Genomic DNA, 17,979 nt, shown 5'->3' with positions numbered 1-17,979 from the left:
CTGCCCTGGTTCGTTTAACCGATGCGCACCACCATCTTGCCGAGCGCGGCACGGGTCTGCATCGTCGTGAACGCCGCGCGGAAATCGTCAAACGCGAACACCTTGCCGACCACCGGCGTCAAACGGCCGTCGTTCAGCCACGCCGACAATTGCGTCATCACGCGCGCCTGCGCCTCCGGTTCGCGGCGCGCGATCTGGGCGGCGTCGACGCCGATCAGAATGCCGCCCTTCAGGAGCGGCAGGTTGAACGGCAGAGCGGGGATCTGGCCGGCGGCAAAGCCGACCACGACATGGCGGCCGTTCCAGGCGATCGAGCGGAATGCCTGCAGCGAGACCTCGCCGCCGACCGGATCGAAGATCACGTCGGGGCCGTGGCCGCCGGTCGCCTCCTTCAGTGCGTCGCGCCAATCGGGCCTTGTGTAGTCGACCACGGCGTCGGCACCGAAGCTGGCGGCGAAGCTGCGCTTCTCCTCAGTCGAGGCCGCGGCGATGACGCGCGCGCCGAGCAGCTTGCCGACCTGGATGGCGGCAATGCCGGTGCCGCCGGCGGCGCCGAGCACCAAGAGCCGCTCGCCGGCCTTGAGCGCGCCGCGTTCGCCAAGCGCGTACAGCGCGGTGAGGTAGTTGGTGCGGAAGGCGGCTGCGGCCTCCATCGACAGGCCGTCGGGCATGATCTCGACCGCGGCAGGCGGCACCACGATCTGCTCGGCCAGCGCGCCCGAGCGCGCCGCGCCCATCACCCGCATCCCCGGGGTGATGCCGGTGACGTCGCTTGCGACCGCATCGACCACGCCGGCGAATTCGGCACCGGGCGTAAAGGGCAGGGCATCCTTGGTCTGGTAGCGGCCCTCGACCTTCAGCCCGTCGACGAAGCCGATGCTCGCGGCATGGACCCGGACGCGGATCTGTCCCGGGCCGGGCTCGGGGGTGGCGATCTGCTTCAGCCCGATCTGATCGATGGGCGCATATTGTTCGACGACGACCGCCTTCATCCTGTCCTGCTCGCTGGTTCGTTTCCTCGAGAGCCTTTTCGGTTCCGATTGAATCGGAACGGGGCTCTCAATTCTTGTGTTGACGCGTTTTCTTCGCGCGAACCAGTACCCACTTCGCTCGAAAACGCTCTGGCCGAACCTATCTCATGTCCGTTGTTCTACGGGGAGACCTTTTGCGCATGCCGCGCCGGCGTTCGATGCGGAAAGCCAATATCTTCAACGACATCGCGAAAATGCCGGCGTTTACCCGTTGTTATCCCTACCAAATTCGGTAACGCGTCCTTAATGGCGTTAACGTTAGGGTTTTTCCACGCGGCCCGCACTGGGCTGCGCGCCGTCCAGGACGGGCAGGTTGCGTACGCGTTGGAGTCTCCGATGGATATCATGACTGGCGCCGGGCTGTTGGCTGGCATCATCGTCATCGCAGTAATGATGTTCATGGGCGGCGACCTGCACATGTTCATCTCCGAACATGCCATGATCATCATCTTCGGCGGCTCGATCGCGGCGACCATGATCCGCTTTCCGCTCGGCGTGATGCTGCACGGGCTGCCGCTCGGCGCCAAGTTTGCCTTCACCATGAGCCGGCTGTCGGCGCGCGACCTGGTCGACGAGCTCGCCCGTATCGCCGAGATCGCCCGCAAGCAGGGCCCGGTCGGCCTGGAAAAGGTCGAGACCGACGAGCCGTTCCTTGCCAAGGGCATCCGCTACGTCGCCGACGGCTACGACCTCGAATTCATCCGCGACAACCTGGAGCGCGATCGCGACAATTTCCTGATGCACCTCGATGAGGGCAGCAAGATCTACCGCGCGATCGGCGACTGCGCGCCGGCGTTCGGCATGATCGGCACGCTGATCGGCATGGTGCAGATGTTCGCCAACATGACCGACCCGTCGAAGCTCGGCCCGTTCATGGCGACCGCGCTGCTCGCGACGCTGTACGGCGCGCTGGTCGCCAACCTGTTTTGTCTGCCGATCGCAGACAAGCTGCACGGCAAGCTGCTCGACGAGGAGACCAACCGCACGCTGATCATCGACGGCATCCTGATGATCCGCGACTCCAAGAGCCCCGCGCTGGTGCGCGAGATGCTGCTGGCCTATTTGCCGGAGAAGCATCGCCACGAGGAAGGCGAGCCGGTTCCGGCCTGATCGGCCGGCGCTCTCGGGAAACGCAGCCGGAAGAACGCGACAATGGCCAAGAAAAAGCGCGGCGACGCTCACGGTGGAGGTCACGGCTGGTTCGTGACCTTCGCCGACCTGATGGGCCTCATGATGAGCTTCTTCGTGATGCTCGTCGCGTTCTCCACCATGGACAACAACAAGCTGAAGATCGTCGCCGGCTCGATGCGCGACGCCTTCGGCGTGCAGACCAATGTGCGCTATTCAGGGATCGTCGAGTCCGACGGCCTGCCGACCCGGCCGAAGCTGAAGAATGTCGAGCACATCTCGCCCGAAGAGTCCTCCGCCAATCCGACGCCGGACGAAAAGGAGCGCAGCCAGATCAACGGCGCGCGGCTGAAGATCGACCGCGAATTCGCGCTCGCCTCCGCTTCGCTGCGCCAGGCGCTGCAGGACATGCCGGAGCTGACCGAGATCTCCAAGAATATCATGTTCGAGGAGACCAAGGAGGGGCTCAACCTCGAGATCGTCGATCAGGACGGTCGCTCGATGTTCGCCGACGGCTCCAGGGAGCCGTATGAGCGCACCCGCCGCCTGATCCAGAAGCTCGCAGCTCCCCTGAAGGCGACGCCGCTGAGGGTCGCGATCGTGGGACATACAGCCGCAGGCTTCGTGCCGGCGCGCAGCGATTACGACGCTTTCGACCTCTCCGCCGACCGCGCCAATGCGGTGCGACAGATTCTCGAGCGGGAAGGATTGCCGCCGTCGCATATTTTCGCGGTTTCCGGCAAGGCGGACGGCCAGCCGCTGTTTCCCGACGACCCGACGCTGCCTGCCAACCGTCGCGTGACCATCACGTTGATGCGGGAAAATCCGCCGCTGCCGCCGGATTTGAAGCCGTAACCGCAAAAATACCATGCTACCGTCGCGCTGGCGTGTTGATTGGTTGACAGGTCGGGCGGAAGCGTCGATAGCCGCGCGGATCAAAATCAACCGATCGGGCGTTCCAACTTCGCCATGGCTGCCAGCGTCACATCCAGCGAAGCCCAGGAGGCCCAAGGCACGGCCCAAGGTGCGGGGCATGGCACCTCCAGTTTCTGGGCCCTGACGCTAGGCAGCATCGGGGTGGTGTTCGGCGATATCGGAACGTCGCCGCTCTACGCCTTCCGCGAGGCGGTCGGCGGTGCCGCGCACGGTCAGCCCGTCACGCGCATCATGGTGCTGGGCGTGCTCAGCCTGATCCTGTGGGCGCTGTTCACCGTCGTCACCGCCAAATACGTCCTGCTGCTGCTGCGCGCCGACAACAATGGCGAGGGCGGCACGCTGTCGCTGATGGCGCTCGGCCAGCGGGCGCTCGGACGGCGCAGCTGGCCGCTGCTCGCACTCGGCGTCGTCGGCGCCTCGATGTTCATCGGCGATTCCATGATCACGCCGGCGATCTCGGTGCTGTCGGCGGTCGAAGGCCTCAAGCTCGCCACGCCGCATCTCGAGCACTATGTGGTGCCGCTGACGATCCTGATCCTCGTCGTGCTGTTCTCGGTCCAGCGCTCCGGCACCGCGCGTGTCGCCTCGGCCTTCGGGCCGGTCATGGTGGTGTGGTTCGCCTCGCTCGCGGTGATGGGGCTGGTCCACATCATGGATGATCCGTCGGTGCTGGCGGCGATCAATCCGTATTACGCGATCCAGTTCATGCTGACCCACGGCACCGTCGGCCTGGTAACCCTGGGCGCGGTGTTCCTCGCGGTGACCGGCGGCGAGGCGCTGTACGCCGATCTCGGGCATTTCGGCCGCAAGCCGATCCAGTCCGGCTGGCTGTTCTTCGTGCTGCCCTCGCTGCTGCTGAACTATTTCGGGCAGGGCGCGCTGGTGCTGTCCGATCCGGCCGCGATCGAGAACTCGTTCTACCGCATGGTGCCGGACGTGCTGCTGCTGCCGCTGATCGGGCTCGCCACCGCCGCGACCGTGATCGCGAGCCAGGCAGTCATCACCGGCGCCTATTCGCTGATCAGCCAGGCGGTGCAGCTCGGCCTCCTGCCGCGCTTCGAGGTCCGCTACACCTCGGAGACCCATGCCGGGCAGATCTATCTGCCGCGGGTCAACCGGCTGCTGTTGATCGGCGTGCTGCTGCTGGTGCTGCTGTTCCGTACCTCGAGCGGGCTCGCCTCGGCCTACGGCATCGCCGTCTCCACCACCATGGTCGCCGACGGCATCATGGGCTTCATCGTGATCTGGAAGCTGTGGAACTGGCGGGTGGCGTCGGCGGCGGCGCTGATCCTGCCGTTCGTGATCGTCGACATGACCTTCTTCAGCGCCAATCTCCTGAAGCTGTTCGAAGGCGCCTGGGTGCCGCTATTGTTCGGCGTCGTGATGGCGACGATGATCTGGACCTGGCGCCGTGGCGCCGCGATCCTGGTCGCCAAGACGCGCCGCATCGAGGTGCCGCTGCGCGACCTGATCCACAGCCTGGAAAAACGGCCGCCGCACATCGTCAAGGGCACCGCGGTATTCCTGACCAGCGACCCGAGCTTCGTGCCGACCGCGCTGCTGCACAATCTCAAGCACAACAAGGTGCTGCACGAGCACAACGTGATCCTGACCATCGAGACCGCACCGACGCCGCGCGTCGATCTGTCCGAACGCGTCAGCATGGAGAAGGTCAGCGACAAGTTCACCGCGGTGCGGCTGCGCTTCGGCTACATGGAATCGCCGAACGTGCCGAAGGCGCTCGCGGTGGCCCGCAAGCTCGGCTGGCAGTTCGACATCATGTCGACCTCGTTCTTCGTGTCGCGCCGCTCGCTGAAGCCGTCGGCCCAGTCCGGGATGCCGCAGTGGCAGGACCATCTGTTCATCGCGATGAGCCGGTCCGCCAACGACGCCACCGACTATTTCCAGATCCCGACCGGACGGGTGGTTGAAGTGGGTACTCAGGTAACTATCTGAGCCAACAGCGAATTTCGGCGTTGAAAAGCCGTGATCTATGCGTGATACGCATAGTGGAGGCCTGAATCCGTGCTAACCTATGCATTCCTGCCGGGAGTATAGGCCTGCAACCCGGCATTGTGCAGTGCGGCAGAAGACAGAGGCTCAGCTTCCCATGTCATCCGAGAGTGCGATCACCGCGGCGGAAACGCCCGCGGCAAACGGCCATGGCGAGGCGCATTCAACCGCCACCTTCAAGGCGCTGATGCTCGGCAGCATCGGCGTCGTCTATGGCGACATCGGCACCAGCCCGCTCTACGCGCTGCGCGAGGCCGTCGTCGCGGCTGCCGGCGGCGAGGGCGGTGTCACGACGCATGCGGTGCTCGGCGTGCTCAGCCTGATCCTGTGGGCGCTGATCGTCGTCGTCACGCTCAAATACGTCGTGATCCTGCTCCGTGCCGATAACAATGGCGAAGGCGGGACACTGGCGCTGATGGCGCTGGCGCAGCGCGCCGCGACCAAGGGTGCCGCCGCGATCGTGCTGCTCGGCATCATCAGCGGCGCGCTGTTCTACGGCGATGCCGTGATCACGCCGGCGCTGTCGGTGCTGTCGGCGATCGAAGGCATCAAGCTCGTCACCTCGACCTTCGATCCCTATGTCGTGCCGCTCACGGTGGTGATCCTGGTCGTGCTGTTCGCGGTACAATCGCGCGGTACAGCGCGCGTCGCGGCCTTCTTCGGGCCGGTGATGTGCGTCTGGTTCACGGTGATTGCGGTCGCCGCGCTACCGCAGATCGCGCGGCATCCCGAGGTGCTGTACGCGCTCAATCCGATCCTTGCGGTGTCGTTCATGCTGCATCACGGCGTGATCGGCTTCATCACGCTCGGTGCCGTGTTCCTCGCCGTGACCGGCGCGGAGGCGCTCTATGCCGATCTCGGCCATTTCGGCAAGCGCCCGATCCAGACTGCGTGGCTGTTCATCGTGCTGCCGTCACTGGCGCTGAACTATCTCGGGCAGGGCGCGCTCCTGATCGGCGATCCCAAGGGCATTGAGAACCCGTTCTTCCTGATGTTCCCAGACTGGGCGCTGATCCCGATGGTTGCGCTGGCGACCATGGCGACCGTGATCGCGAGCCAGGCCGTCATCACCGGCGCCTATTCGCTGACCCGGCAGGCGATCCAGCTCGGCCTGCTGCCGCGGTTTGAGATCCGCCACACCTCGGAAGCGCATTCCGGGCAGATCTACATGCCGCGCATCAACCGGTTCCTGTTCATCGCCGTGATCGTGCTGGTCCTGATGTTCCGCTCATCCAGCGCGCTGGCGTCGGCCTACGGTATCTCGGTGACCGGCACCATGGTGGTGACGGCGATGATGGGCTTCGTGGTGATCTGGAAGGTCTGGCGCTGGTCGCCGATCGCCGCTGCCGCGCTGGTCGCCCCGTTCCTATTTCTCGACATCACGTTCCTCGCCGCCAATCTGCTCAAGGTGTTCGAGGGCGGCTGGGTGCCGCTGGCGCTTGGCGGCGCCATGATCGTGGTGATGTACACTTGGCGGCGCGGCAGCCGGCTATTGTTCGAGAAGTCGCGCAAGCTGGAATTCCCGCTCGCCGATCTCGTCGCGATGCTCGAGAAGCGGCCGCCGCAGCGGGTCTCCGGCACCGCCGTGTTCCTGACCAGCGATCCGGTCAGCGCGCCGACCGCGCTGATGCACAGCCTCAAGCACTACAAGGTGCTGCATGAGAAGAACGTCATCCTCACCATCGAGACCGCGCCGACGCCGCGCATTGATCCGTCCGAGCGGGTGCGGATGGAGCAGCTGACCGAGACCTTCTCCAAGGTGACGCTGAAGTTCGGCTTCATGGAGCAGCCGAACGTGCCGAAGACGCTGGCGATCGCCCGCAAGTTGGGCTGGCAGTTCGACATCATGTCGACCTCGTTCTTCCTGTCCCGCCGCGCGCTGAAGCCGGCGGCGCATTCGGGCATGCCGAGCTGGCAGGACCATCTGTTCATCGCGCTGAGCCGCTCGTCGAACGACGCCACTGACTATTTCCAGATCCCGACCGGGAGGGTGGTCGAGGTCGGCACGCAGGTCACGATCTAGGCCCACGATCTGGCGATTCTGCGCGACATCTAACCCGTTTCGGACGCTTGATTTTCTTGCCGCAAGAGGCGACTTTGCGGCCCGGAACGGCGAGCCGCGCGACGCTCGCCAAGCTGATATCGGGAGGATATTTCCGTGGCGGATCACAAGGTGGAAGATTTGTTTCCGGACGAGGTGTCGAAGGGCATAGCGGAGGGCCGCTATCTGCTGGTCGACGTTCGCGAGCCCAATGAGGTCGCCGTCGAAGCCTATCCCGATGGCGTCGTGGTGCCGCTGTCGACCTTCGATCCGGCCGCGATCCCCGATCCGAAAGGCAAGCAGGTGGTGTTCGCCTGCCGCTCCGGCAAGCGCTCGGTGACGGCCTCGCTGGCGGCACAAGCCGCGGGCCTGCCCTACGACAAGCACCTGGCGGGTGGCATCATCGGCTGGAAGGCGGCGGGACTGCCCACCAAGACCGGCGGCTGATCCCTGACATGACCTCCATGAACAAGGTCTTCGCGGACCTTCCCGTCACCATCTTCGAGGCGATGTCGCAGGCTGCGCGCGACAACAACGCCATCAATCTCGGACAGGGCTTTCCCGACGATCCCGGACCGGAGGACATCCGCCGCGCCGCCGCGGACGCGTCCATCAACGGCTACAACCAGTATCCGTCGATGATGGGCATTCCGGAACTCCGTCAGGCGATCGCAACGCATTACGGCCATTGGCACGGGCTCAAGCTCGATCCGATGACCGAGGTGATGGTCACCTCAGGCGGCACCGAGGCGCTGACGTCCTCGATCCTGTCTGTGGTCGAGCCCGGCGACGAGGTGGTGTGCTTCCAGCCGGTCTATGATTCCTATCTGCCGATCATCCGTCAGGCCGGCGGCATTCCGCGGCTGTTGCGGCTCGAACCGCCGGAGTGGCGGCTGAACGAGGAGATGCTGCGCAGCGTCTTCAACCACAAGACCAAGGCGGTGCTGTTCAACAATCCGCTCAACCCCGCGGCGGTGGTCTATCCGCGCGAGGACCTCGAACTGCTGGCGCGGTTCTGCCAGGAGTTCGACACGGTCGCGATCTGCGACGAGGTCTGGGAACACGTCACGTTCGACGGGCGGGAGCATATCCCGCTGATCACGATCCCGGGGATGCGCGATCGCACCATCAAGGTCGGTAGCGCCGGCAAGATCTTCTCGCTGACCGGATGGAAGATCGGATTCGTCTGCGCCGCGCCGCCGCTGCTGCGCGTGGCGGCGAAAGTGCACCAGTTCCTGACCTTCACGACCGCGCCCAATCTGCAGGCCGCGGTTGCGTACGGCCTCGGCAAGCCGGACGATTATTTCTTCGACATGCGCAAGGACATGGCGCGCAGTCGCGACCGCCTCACCAAGGGGCTCGAGAGCATCGGCTTTCCGGTGCTCAAGTCGCAGGGCACCTACTTCCTCACCGTCGACTTGTCGCCGCTCGGTCTCAACGAGACCGATGCGGAGTTCTGCTGGCGAATTGTGCAGGATTACAAGGTCGCGGCTATTCCAGTGTCGGCGTTTTACGAGCAGGATGCGGTGACGTCGGTCGTGCGTTTCTGTTTCGCCAAGAAAGACTCGACACTCGACACCGCGCTGGAGCGGCTGTCGGACGCGGTGCATCGTCGCAAGAGGTAGACCAGAATGCAGAAGCAGGGCCGTCGTCTCGTCAGCCTCGTCGGTACGATCGCCATGGTTCTGTTGTTCGCTGCTTCCGCCGGCGCGCAGGAGCGCACGGTCAACTTCTACAACTGGTCGAACTACATGGCGCCGGGAGTCCTCGAGGACTTCACCAAGGAAACCGGCATCAAGGTGGTCTACGATACGTTCGACGCCAATGAGACGCTGGAGACGCGGCTGCTCGCCGGCAAGTCGGGCTACGACGTCGTGGTGCCGACCGGCTATTTCCTGCAGCGCCAGATCACCGCGAAGGTGTTTCTGAAGCTCGACAAGTCGAAGCTGCCGAACCTCGCCAACGCCTGGCCGGTCGTGACCGGCCAGCTCGCGACCTACGATCCCGGCAACAATTACGGCGCCAACTATATGTGGGGCACCACCGGCATCGGTTACAACGTCAAGATGGCGGAGAAGATACTGGGGCCCGATGCGAAGATCGACAGCTGGGACATGGTGTTCAAGCCGGAGAACCTCGCCAAGTTCAAGGATTGCGGCATCCACATGTTGGATTCCGCCGACGACATCCTGCCGGCGGCGCTGAGCTATCTCGGCTTCGATCCGAACTCGACCAAGCAGGCCGACCTGGAGAAGGCCGCCGATCTCGTCATCAAGATCCGGCCCTATGTGCGAAAATTCCACTCGTCCGAATATCTCAGCGCGCTGGCTTCGGGCGAAATCTGCTTCGTGGTCGGATGGTCGGGCGACATCATGCAGGCGCGCAGCCGGGCGGCGGAAGCCAAGAGCGGCGTCGAGATCGGTTACACGGTCCCGAAGGAGGGCGCGCAGATGTTCTTCGACAATCTCGCGATTCCTGCCGACGCAAAGAATGTCGCCGAGGCCTATGAGCTGATCAACTACCTCTACCGTCCCGACGTCGCGGCGAAGAATTCGAACTTCCTGTCCTATGCCAACGGCAATTTGGCGAGCCAGAAGCTGATCGATCCGAAGATCTTCAACGACAAGAATATCTATCCCGACGAGGCGATGCAGAAGAAGTTGTTCGTGATCACGGCGCGCGACCCGGCGACGCAGCGGATCATCAATCGCCTGTGGACGCGCGTGAAGACGGGGCGCTAGGGCTGCGTGCGGGCACGATGCTGTTGCCTATGATGAGCTGAGATACTTCAGGCGTTCACAAGATAAATCGAGCGGTGACAACAGCTGATTGGACACCTGTGCAGGCGTGTCCGATAGCCTCTGGTACTCGTTTGCGATTGCCGCAGAGGCCAGGATGCCCCCTCAGCCGATTCATTTGATCCGTGACGATCTCGAATTTATTGCGGGCCGGGCGTTGCAGACACCCATACGATCTTGCGCCGCTTTGGACGCAGTGACTGGGCGAACAATCTTTATCAAAGACGAGACCGTTCAGTATGGCGGTTCGTTCAAGTTTCGAGGAGCAATCCTTGGGACGCGAAACGCCGAGCGAGGAGTTGTCGCCGCTGGGGCAGGAAACTTTCCGATTGCGGTCGGCCTGGCCGCTCAGGCGCTGGACAAGCCCGCCTGTTTGATCATGCCCGCGGACGTCGCAGCCTTCAAAAGGGAGCAGGCCCGAAAAACCGGAGCTGAGATAAAGATCGTCGAGCGGTCGGAGTTGGTCGATTGCGCTCGAATGGAGGCCCATCGACGCGGTTGGCGTAACCTGCACGCTTTCGAAGACGTCGAGATGATTGCTGGAAGCTTCACGGTGGGTTCGGAGATCGCAGCTGCCATTCAGGCAAGTGGCCCAGCCTCTGACGCCGTGATTGTTGCCTGTGGCGGCGGCGGGCTGGCCGCTGGCGTTGCCCTTGCTTTGCGCTCCTGGTCCATCTCGGCTGCAATCTATGTTGCAGAACCGCAGACCCACCAACGCTACGCGCGTGCCCGCGAGATTGGCGTTCCGATCCGGATCGATCCTCCTGGAGATACGCTATGCGATGCCTTGCGCTCCCGCCAGATCGGGGTGCGGGCCTTCGAAATTCTGCAATGGTCGAATGTTCAGGTGTGCGCCGTGAGCGATGAACTTGTGCAATACGCTGCCCGGTTGCTGCTTGAGACCTGCAGCATCCGGGCCGAGCCGAGCGGCGCCTTGGCGATGGCGGCGGTCTTGGGAGGCGTCGTCGACCGCGAGCAATCGCGTGTATGGGTCATCGCTTGCGGAGGGAACGTACCGTCGCCCGATCGCGAAGGTCTCTGATGCCAATGGCTGATGTAACGGACCGTTACCGCCAGCGCCGGTGCAGCCAGAGCCATTGATCCGGATATTCGCGGACCCAGCCCTCGACGATGTCGGTGATCGCCTGCGTCGTGCCCTGGATGTCGACCTGACCGGACGCGTCGAACACCGGTTTCACTTCCTCGGTAACCTCGCCGCGGAAACGGCCATCGGGCAGGCGGATGATCCGCGTGCCGTGGATCGGACATTCGATCTGCCGGCGCAGGCGCGCCAGCAGCGGGTTCGCGGTGGTCTTGCGGCCGAAGAAGGTGACGGGAACGCCGTTGGTCAAATACTGGTCGACCAGCATCGCGACGTGCTGGCCGTTCTTCAGCGCCTGCGCCAGCTTGAGCGGCGCGTCGCGGCCGGCCGGGACCAGCGTGCCGAGGTTGACGGCGCGGATGCGTTCGATGGCGCGGTCGGCTGCCTCGATGTTCGGCCGCCGGAACAGGATCGTGGCGTCGAGGCCATGTGCGGCGGCAGCAATTGGCGAGAGCTCCCAATTGCCGAGATGCGCGGCGAAGAACAGCGCCGGCTTGCCGTCGTCACGCAATTGGTCGAACAGCTGCTTGCTGCGCGCCGAGAATTCGACGCGGCCCGGTTTGTCGGGATTCTGGGGATCATGGTCCCAGATGCGGTCGATATGCGCGAACTCGGCGCCGATCCGTCCGAGGTTGTGCCAGACGCCGGTCAGGATCTCCTCGATTTCCTGCGGTGACTTCTCCGGGAAGGCCGCCGTGAGGTTCTCGCGGCCGATCCGATCCTCGCGCAACCGGCGGCCGATGAAATGCGCGGCGTGGCCGAAGAATCGTGCGGTCTTCTCCGGATCGAAATAGCGCGTGGTGCGCAGCAGCCCGGTCGTCAACGCGCCAATGGCGACGTTGGCCACGGGCTTTGCAGCATCACGCAGCTGCGCCCTGGTGCGAAGGATCAGGCGTTTCATCTGACGAGGCGGGGCGGCGAGTTAGGCCGGCTCGCGCGTCAGGATCAGCGAGGCGTTCTGCCCGCCGAACCCGAACGAGTTCGACATCACGGCGGTCACCTTGGCTTCGCGCGCCTTGTTGCCGACCACGTCGAACGGGATCGCGGGGTCGGGCACCTCGTAGTTGATCGTCGGCGGAATCCGCTGATGCTCGAGCGTGAGCAGCGAGAAGATCGCCTCGACCGCGCCGGCGGCCGAGATGGTGTGGCCGACCATCGATTTGTTCGACGACACCGGAATGTTCTTGGTGTGCTCGCCGAACACGGCCGCGGTCGCCAGATACTCCATCTTGTCGTTTTCCGGCGTCGAGGTGCCGTGCGCGTTGATGTGATCGATCTGCTCGGGCTCCATGCCGGCGTCCGCAAGCGTCTTGCGCACGCAGCCGATCGCCGGCTTGCCGTCGGGGGCCGAGCGGGTGCGATGGAAGGAGTCGGTCAGCTCGCCGCAGCCGGCGACGACGCCGAGGATCCGCGCACCGCGCGCGATCGCGGCGTCGTAGCTCTCCAGCACCAGCGCGCCGGCGCCTTCGGCCATCACGAAGCCGTCGCGGTTCTTCGAGAACGGCTTGGAGGCGGCCTGCGGCGGATCGTTTTGGGTGGACAGCGCCGACAGCAGCGAGAACCGCACCATGGCTTCGGGATTGACCGAGCCGTCGGTGGCGATGCACAGCGTTGCATCGGTTTCGCCGCGGCGGATCGCCTCGACGCCGAGCTGGATCGCGGTCGCGCCGGACGCGCATGCCGTCGACAGCGAAATCGGCGACCCCTTGGTGCCGAAGGTCTCGGCGAGGCTGAGCGCGACCGAGCCGAAGGTGAAGCGCCGGTGGAAATGCGAAAACTTGCCGCCGCTGCAGGTCGCCAGATATTCGATGATGCCGAAGTCCTTGGCCGGAACGTCACGCGCGACCTCGAGCCGCTGCGGCCATTCGGTCTCGATCGGTGCGACCGCCAGGAATAGCGGGCCGGGGAAGTCGCCCTTGCTGCCGATGCCGGACTGCTCCAGCGCCTCTTCGGCTGCGATCTCCGCCAGGCGTTGCGACAGGCTGGTCGAGGAGAACGGGTCGACGGTGACGAAATCGACGGCGCCGGCCATCGTCGTCTTCATGCTGTCGAGCGGGAAGCGCGTCACGGTCTTGATGCCGGACTCGCCTGCGGTGAGGCGCTTCCAATTGTCGGTCTTGCCGCCGCCGAGCGACGTCACGATTCCCATGCCGGTCACGACAACGATCGGTCGGCCGAATTTATCGCGTGGTGCTGTCATGGTGTCCCCGTCGGTGCTTGCGCCGGACTTGAGAGCTCGATGAGATTCACCGCGCTCCAGCTATTTGTTATAGCATGATCTTCATCATGCTCTAACTGACGGCCTCGACCAGCGCCATGCCTTCGCCCTGCCAGTGGCCGACCCCCAACACGACAATCTGGGTTGGCGCCTTGGTCTTTTCAACCTCCAGCCCGGTCGGGTCGTTGGCCGGATAAAGCGCGCCGCGCGAGATCGACAATGCGGCCAGTGCGAGCCCGAGCGGGAACTGGGCCTCCATGGTGTGCCCAAAGGTCGTCCCGGTGGCGCGCACGGCAACGCCCGGATGCTGGCCGAGGAATTCGCGCTCCTCGGTGGTCGCAGGCTCCGCGCCGGTTGCACCTGTGATCAGCATGGCATTGGCGTCGCTGACGCCGAGCTGCGGCCACATCGCCTGCAGCGACTTCGTCACGGCGCCGGGTTGCTTGCGCTTGGCCAGATCGGCGACCACCTTGGTCAGCTTGGCATACGGCTTGGCGCCGCGCGCCTCGGCGTGTTCGCGCGATTCCATCACCAGGAAGGCGCCGGCAGAGCCGATGGCGAAGCCCGGCTGATTCCTGCGCGCCCAGACCGGCGCGTATTGATCCTTGAGGGCGAAGTCGCCGAATGAATAGAGCATCAGGAGGTCGCCGCGATCGCCATTGTGGGCCGCGCCGACCAGCGCGATGTCGCTCTGTCCGGCTCCGATCCGTGCGACCGCGATCCGCGCAGCATCGATGCTCGCAGCTTCCTCGCCCATGAAGGTACGCGACGTCCCGCACACGCCGTGAACAATCGCGATGTTGCCGGCGAGCAGATTGGAGAGCTGTGCCAGGAACAGCGTCGGACGCAGCTCGTTCATCAGCTTCTCGTTGAGCAGGGCAGGCGGCAGCTTGCCCTGCGCATCGGCGTTCATGATCGCCAGGTCGACATTGAGGTCACGCTCGCCGCCACCGGCTGCGATGATCATGTCCATCCGCGACAGGATTTCCTGATTGCCTTTGACGCCGGCGGAATCGAGCGCCAGCCCGGCAGCATAGGTGCCGATCCGCTGCCACGTCTCCATCTGACGCTGATCGCCCTTCTTTGGGATCTGCGCGTCGAAGCTCACGGGGGCGATCGGATGGATCACGTAGGGCGCGAGACGCTTGTCGTCGGCATTGACGCGCTTTTCGCCCAGCGCCTGCCAATGCGTATCCAGCCCCTCGCCGAGCGAGGAGAGCAGGCCTACGCCGGTGATCCAGACTTCCTTCTCAGCCATTACTCATTGCCTGCAGCGGAAACCCGATCTTGACGGCCATCGCATCCATGTGCACGCGCAAGTCCGGGCTGGGGAAGGGAATGTGACGGAAGGTCAGCTCGGCATTGCATTTGAGCTCCTTGCCGACGCGGACCTTCGCCGAGGTCACAGTGAAGCCTGACCCTTCGTGTTCGATCTTGGCTTCGATCGTCAGTGTCGAGCCGGGGCTGACGAAGCCGCGCATCTTGGCTTCCTTGACCATCGCGAGGAAGGGCATGCGCTCGAACTTGGTCAGACCGAGGATCAGCCAGCCCGAGCTCTGGGCCATCGCTTCGGTGAGCAGCACGCCGGGCATGATCGGATAACCCGGGAAGTGCCCGGTGAACACCGAATGGCTGTCCGGCGGGACATCCGCCTCGACGACAATGGTCTTTGCGTCGAGGTTGAGGTCGACGATCCGATCGATCAGCTGAAAGGTTTCGAGCTGCATGATGGGCGATTACGAGCCCGTGCCCGTGCCCGCGTTCTTGGCCGCAACCAATTCGTCGATGCGGTCGGCGAGATTCTGCAGCACGAAATACTGCTCCGTGGTGGCCTTGCCGTCGTTGACCTCCTGGGTCCACTTCTCGAGCGGCATCTTGATGCCGAACGCCTTGTCGATGGCGAAGGCAATGTCGAGGAAGTCCAGGCTGTCGATCCCCAGATCGTCGATCGCGTGGCTCTCCGGCTTGATCGTATCGCGCGGGATGTCGCAGGTCTCCGCGATAATGTTGGCGATCTGCTCGAATGTGGAGGACATCATTAAGCCTTTGATATATTGAAGGTAATTCCGGGTCGGCTTGGAGGAGGCGGGCGCGGTGCCCCGGAAATCCCTATTGCTGCTGCCGGAGTCGTGTGCCCGTATATCGGAGCAGGGCCGTTAGTTCAATGGAGCTTGGCTGGGCTGGCGAGGACGGTTTTTGGGCACGGTTCCGGCCCGCCTAGGTGCGCGGCATCACCGTAATCTTCGCGCAATCCCGGCGCCCCATCAGCACGCAATCCTGGGTCTTGCGCAAATCGGCGATGCTCATGGCGAGCCAGATGCCGATCGCGGTGAGTGCCACGGTAAAGGCGAACGCGGCGATGTTGGCGAGCATGCGCTGGCGGAAATCGTCCGGCTCTTCGCGCGGCTTCTCGTAACGGGAGAGATCGTTGGCGACGGAAGCGGGGCGGGTCGGCTGCTCGCGCTTGCCGGGTGGCTGCGCCGAGGTACGCGGCCGGAATTTGAGCACCACGTGCTCGTCATCCGAGGAAATTGGCCGCTGCGTCTTCACTGTTGTCAGTCCGGTCGCGTCGCCACTCTTGTTTAGCACGTTCGCCGCGCTTCACACCTAAAATCTTGATGCGCGCAGAGGTGGTATTTCATCCTTCGAGCGTCTCGTGGAACCGACTGTAGTCGATCCGCAGACGGCCGTCGTCGGTCGTGTGCAGGATCTCGGCATAGCGATGGCCGATGCGGATGTCGGAATGCTCGTAGGATTTTCGCGCATGCACAGTTTGCGCTGCAACGTCGTCGTAGCCCGAGACGATCAGGCCGAGACCGGCATTGACGGCTTCGAGGCCAGCGGCGTCGAGGCCGTGGAGCGGGCTGTCCTGGTCGATCACATGAAACAAGGTCCAGCTCAGTGCCAGCGCCGGGCTTTCGCTGCGCACGAGCGGCAGTTCGTAGAACCGGCGATAGGCCATGCCTTCCTTGCTGACGCCGTTCTTGAACAGCCACAACCGCGCGGTGGCATTGGCGATGATGTTGTGCCGTTCGTTAGCAAGACGAACCATCAGCGTCAGCTGACCCTCATGGTCCGAGATCACCGGACTGTCGGCGAACAGCAGGCGCGCACGCGGCCGCGAGAAGCGGGCGAAGATCAGGCCGGTCATCAGCGACATCGAGAAGATGCCGGTGAACAGCTCGATGGCGGCGATGAAGTGCCCATAATGTGTCTGCGGGTGCATGTCGCCGTAGCCGGCGGTCGAAAGCGTCTCGATGCTGAAATAGAGGTAGTCGATATATTGGCCGTCGGGCACGTTGGCGATCGGGTGATCGCCAAGCCAATACAACAGTGCGAAGACGGCGTTGAAGACGACGAACACCAATGCTGCACCGCCAATAAAGGCGGGCCAGGATGCCGTCATGCAGCGATGGCTGATGTCTGCCCAGAAACTGAGCTCCAACCCTTCAGTCACCACCTCGCGATTGCCGAGGCGGAACGTGCGGGCCTTCAGGCGCTCGTTTGCTCGCGAACCCATTCCGTCGAACCGGCCCTTTCGTCTGCCTGTGACATCATGTCATAATGGAACCCATTCCGGAGTGCCGGTCAACGAGAGTGCAAATCATGGCCCACACGCGCGAGCCTTACGTCAAACCGGTCCCGATCATGTCGCTACGGCCGACCCAGATGACGGTCGGCATGCATGAGGTGAAGGAGAAGCGGAAGCGCTGGCGCGAGCACAGCTCGGACAAGAAGCGCGCCGAGCTGCTGGGCAAGCACATGATCCCGGTCGTGCATGGTCCCGACGATCGCTACTACGTGGTCGATCATCATCACATGGCGCGTGCGCTGCACGAGGAGGGCGTCAAGGACATCCTGGTCACGGTGATCGGCGATCTCACGATGGTCGAGCGTGACGTGTTCTGGGGCGTGATGGACAACAAGCGCTGGGTCTATCCCTACAATTCCAAGGGCGATCGTTGCCACTTCAAGGACATTCCGAAGTCGATCAAGGATCTCAAGGACGATCCGTTCCGCAGCCTTGCCGGCGAGATGCGCCGGGCCGGCGGCTTCGCCAAGGACACCACGCCGTTCAGCGAATTCCTGTGGGCCGATTTCCTGCGTCGCCACATCCCGCGCAAGACGGTGGAGAACAATTTCGCCAAGGCGCTGGAGAAGGGGCTGGCGCTGGGTCGCAGCGGGGCAGCGGTCTATCTGCCCGGCTGGTGCGGGCCAGCATCCGACGACTGACGGGGCGTTCCCTCCGGTCTGGCTGGATCTTCCTTACCGCCGAGCACCTGGTGCAGCCACCGCTCGGTGCGCTTGCCGAAGGTCAGCAGCAGGAATGCCAGCACGAGCGCGGTAAGGACGATCGGCCAGTGGCCGGCGCCACAGAGGATCCCGACGCATGCGGCGAAGAATGCGCATGCGGCGCTGGTCAGGCCGTGGACGTGGAAACCGTCGCCCCGCCGGACGATCACACCGGCGCCGAGAAAGCCGATCCCGGTCAGCACGCCCTGGATCACGCGGCTGACCGCATCGGTGAATTTGCCGGGATCGACCCCATGCAAGGCCAGCAGCACGACGGTGGCGGTCGAGAGGCTGACGAGGCCGAGCGTCTTCAGGCCGATCGGCTTGCCGCGCAGGTCGCGGTCGAGCCCGATCGCGCTGCCGGCCAGGGTGGCCGCGCCGAGCCGCAGGATGATCTCGCTCCAGTCTGTCAAGGCGTC

General features: G+C 64.1%; 18 protein-coding genes. 9 read left to right on the top strand and 9 right to left on the bottom strand.

The window, feature by feature from the left end; genetic code table 11:
- Positions 1–14: 14 nt before the first annotated feature.
- Positions 15–992 (bottom strand): NADPH:quinone oxidoreductase family protein, encoded by a 978-nt coding sequence (locus tag JQ616_RS34015; protein ID WP_212022508.1) that lies wholly within the window; start codon positions 990–992, stop codon positions 15–17.
- 375 nt (positions 993–1,367) lie between these two features.
- Here JQ616_RS34015 and JQ616_RS34010 point away from each other — a divergent pair, with 375 nt between their 5' ends.
- The 8 genes from JQ616_RS34010 to JQ616_RS33975 all read left to right on the top strand — a co-directional run bounded on the left by JQ616_RS34010 (position 1,368) and on the right by JQ616_RS33975 (position 10,989).
- Positions 1,368–2,141 carry a motility protein A gene (locus JQ616_RS34010; RefSeq protein WP_024582241.1) on the top strand — a complete coding sequence of 258 codons (774 nt, stop codon included), beginning with the start codon at positions 1,368–1,370 and terminating at the stop codon, positions 2,139–2,141.
- Positions 2,142–2,183: 42 nt separating this feature from the next.
- Positions 2,184–3,014 carry an OmpA/MotB family protein gene (locus tag JQ616_RS34005; RefSeq protein WP_212022506.1) on the top strand — a complete coding sequence of 277 codons (831 nt, stop codon included), beginning with the start codon at positions 2,184–2,186 and terminating at the stop codon, positions 3,012–3,014.
- Between the two features lie 114 nt (positions 3,015–3,128).
- Complete coding sequence (locus tag JQ616_RS34000) at positions 3,129–5,051, top strand: potassium transporter Kup (protein WP_249137626.1); 1,923 nt, start codon at positions 3,129–3,131, stop codon at positions 5,049–5,051.
- A 154-nt stretch (positions 5,052–5,205) separates the two neighbouring features.
- Positions 5,206–7,131 carry a potassium transporter Kup gene (locus JQ616_RS33995; protein WP_212022504.1) on the top strand — a complete coding sequence of 642 codons (1,926 nt, stop codon included), beginning with the start codon at positions 5,206–5,208 and terminating at the stop codon, positions 7,129–7,131.
- 135 nt (positions 7,132–7,266) lie between these two features.
- Positions 7,267–7,596: a rhodanese-like domain-containing protein gene (locus tag JQ616_RS33990; protein ID WP_212022502.1), complete on the top strand. Its 330-nt coding sequence runs from the start codon at positions 7,267–7,269 to the stop codon at positions 7,594–7,596.
- Between the two features lie 8 nt (positions 7,597–7,604).
- Positions 7,605–8,774: an aminotransferase gene (locus tag JQ616_RS33985; protein ID WP_212022500.1), complete on the top strand. Its 1,170-nt coding sequence runs from the start codon at positions 7,605–7,607 to the stop codon at positions 8,772–8,774.
- Between the two features lie 6 nt (positions 8,775–8,780).
- Positions 8,781–9,890: a polyamine ABC transporter substrate-binding protein gene (locus JQ616_RS33980; RefSeq protein ID WP_212022498.1), complete on the top strand. Its 1,110-nt coding sequence runs from the start codon at positions 8,781–8,783 to the stop codon at positions 9,888–9,890.
- Between the two features lie 106 nt (positions 9,891–9,996).
- On the top strand, positions 9,997–10,989 hold the full coding sequence (locus JQ616_RS33975) for a pyridoxal-phosphate dependent enzyme (RefSeq protein ID WP_212022496.1): 993 nt from the start codon (positions 9,997–9,999) through the stop codon (positions 10,987–10,989).
- 25 nt (positions 10,990–11,014) lie between these two features.
- Here JQ616_RS33975 and JQ616_RS33970 read toward each other — a convergent pair whose 3' ends face one another.
- From JQ616_RS33970 to JQ616_RS33940, 7 genes are all read right to left on the bottom strand, one after another.
- Positions 11,015–11,950 carry a lipid A biosynthesis lauroyl acyltransferase gene (locus JQ616_RS33970; RefSeq protein ID WP_212022494.1) on the bottom strand — a complete coding sequence of 312 codons (936 nt, stop codon included), beginning with the start codon at positions 11,948–11,950 and terminating at the stop codon, positions 11,015–11,017.
- Between the two features lie 21 nt (positions 11,951–11,971).
- Positions 11,972–13,249: a beta-ketoacyl-ACP synthase gene (locus JQ616_RS33965; RefSeq protein ID WP_212022492.1), complete on the bottom strand. Its 1,278-nt coding sequence runs from the start codon at positions 13,247–13,249 to the stop codon at positions 11,972–11,974.
- A gap of 91 nt (positions 13,250–13,340) precedes the next feature.
- Entirely contained in the window at positions 13,341–14,525 is a 1,185-nt protein-coding gene (locus tag JQ616_RS33960; protein WP_212022490.1) for a beta-ketoacyl-ACP synthase, read from the bottom strand.
- The gene (locus JQ616_RS33955; RefSeq protein ID WP_212022488.1) at positions 14,518–14,994 is read right to left on the bottom strand and encodes a 3-hydroxyacyl-ACP dehydratase FabZ family protein; all 477 of its coding nucleotides are present in this window, start codon (positions 14,992–14,994) and stop codon (positions 14,518–14,520) included. Before JQ616_RS33955 ends, JQ616_RS33960 begins: the two co-directional genes overlap by 8 nt.
- Positions 14,995–15,003: 9 nt before the next feature.
- Complete coding sequence (locus tag JQ616_RS33950; RefSeq protein ID WP_076860781.1) at positions 15,004–15,303, bottom strand: acyl carrier protein; 300 nt, start codon at positions 15,301–15,303, stop codon at positions 15,004–15,006.
- 181 nt (positions 15,304–15,484) lie between these two features.
- Positions 15,485–15,817 carry a hypothetical protein gene (locus JQ616_RS33945; RefSeq protein ID WP_212022748.1) on the bottom strand — a complete coding sequence of 111 codons (333 nt, stop codon included), beginning with the start codon at positions 15,815–15,817 and terminating at the stop codon, positions 15,485–15,487.
- 88 nt (positions 15,818–15,905) lie between these two features.
- Complete coding sequence (locus tag JQ616_RS33940) at positions 15,906–16,787, bottom strand: ion channel (protein WP_212022486.1); 882 nt, start codon at positions 16,785–16,787, stop codon at positions 15,906–15,908.
- 86 nt (positions 16,788–16,873) lie between these two features.
- On the opposite strand from JQ616_RS33940, the gene JQ616_RS33935 reads away from it, so the two are divergent.
- Positions 16,874–17,500: a ParB-like protein gene (locus JQ616_RS33935; protein WP_212022484.1), complete on the top strand. Its 627-nt coding sequence runs from the start codon at positions 16,874–16,876 to the stop codon at positions 17,498–17,500.
- On the opposite strand, the gene JQ616_RS33930 is transcribed toward JQ616_RS33935, so the two are convergent.
- The gene (locus tag JQ616_RS33930) at positions 17,461–17,973 is read right to left on the bottom strand and encodes an MgtC/SapB family protein (protein WP_212022482.1); all 513 of its coding nucleotides are present in this window, start codon (positions 17,971–17,973) and stop codon (positions 17,461–17,463) included. The two genes, JQ616_RS33935 and JQ616_RS33930, sit on opposite strands and share 40 nt — an antisense overlap.
- Positions 17,974–17,979 lie beyond the last annotated feature (6 nt).

Source organism: Bradyrhizobium tropiciagri, assembly GCF_018130545.1.
Classification (GTDB): Bacteria; Pseudomonadota; Alphaproteobacteria; order Rhizobiales; family Xanthobacteraceae; genus Bradyrhizobium; species Bradyrhizobium tropiciagri_A.
Note: the sequence above shows the minus strand (reverse complement) of the source record. Positions and strands in the feature narration are given on the sequence as shown.

Bases quoted from the DNA above. Each gene is read 5' to 3' on its own strand.
- JQ616_RS34015 (WP_212022508.1), bottom strand. From the start codon at position 992: ATGAAGGCGGTCGTCGTCGAACAATATGCGCCCATCGATCAGATCGGG.
- JQ616_RS33955 (WP_212022488.1), bottom strand. From the start codon at position 14,994: ATGCAGCTCGAAACCTTTCAGCTGATCGATCGGATCGTCGACCTCAAC.
- JQ616_RS34010 (WP_024582241.1), top strand. From the start codon at position 1,368: ATGGATATCATGACTGGCGCCGGGCTGTTGGCTGGCATCATCGTCATC.
- JQ616_RS34000 (WP_249137626.1), top strand. From the start codon at position 3,129: ATGGCTGCCAGCGTCACATCCAGCGAAGCCCAGGAGGCCCAAGGCACG.
- JQ616_RS33935 (WP_212022484.1), top strand. From the start codon at position 16,874: ATGGCCCACACGCGCGAGCCTTACGTCAAACCGGTCCCGATCATGTCG.
- JQ616_RS33985 (WP_212022500.1), top strand. From the start codon at position 7,605: ATGACCTCCATGAACAAGGTCTTCGCGGACCTTCCCGTCACCATCTTC.
- JQ616_RS33980 (WP_212022498.1), top strand. From the start codon at position 8,781: ATGCAGAAGCAGGGCCGTCGTCTCGTCAGCCTCGTCGGTACGATCGCC.
- JQ616_RS33970 (WP_212022494.1), bottom strand. From the start codon at position 11,950: ATGAAACGCCTGATCCTTCGCACCAGGGCGCAGCTGCGTGATGCTGCA.
- JQ616_RS34005 (WP_212022506.1), top strand. From the start codon at position 2,184: ATGGCCAAGAAAAAGCGCGGCGACGCTCACGGTGGAGGTCACGGCTGG.
- JQ616_RS33960 (WP_212022490.1), bottom strand. From the start codon at position 14,525: ATGGCTGAGAAGGAAGTCTGGATCACCGGCGTAGGCCTGCTCTCCTCG.
- JQ616_RS33950 (WP_076860781.1), bottom strand. From the start codon at position 15,303: ATGTCCTCCACATTCGAGCAGATCGCCAACATTATCGCGGAGACCTGC.
- JQ616_RS33965 (WP_212022492.1), bottom strand. From the start codon at position 13,249: ATGACAGCACCACGCGATAAATTCGGCCGACCGATCGTTGTCGTGACC.
- JQ616_RS33940 (WP_212022486.1), bottom strand. From the start codon at position 16,787: ATGGGTTCGCGAGCAAACGAGCGCCTGAAGGCCCGCACGTTCCGCCTC.
- JQ616_RS33995 (WP_212022504.1), top strand. From the start codon at position 5,206: ATGTCATCCGAGAGTGCGATCACCGCGGCGGAAACGCCCGCGGCAAAC.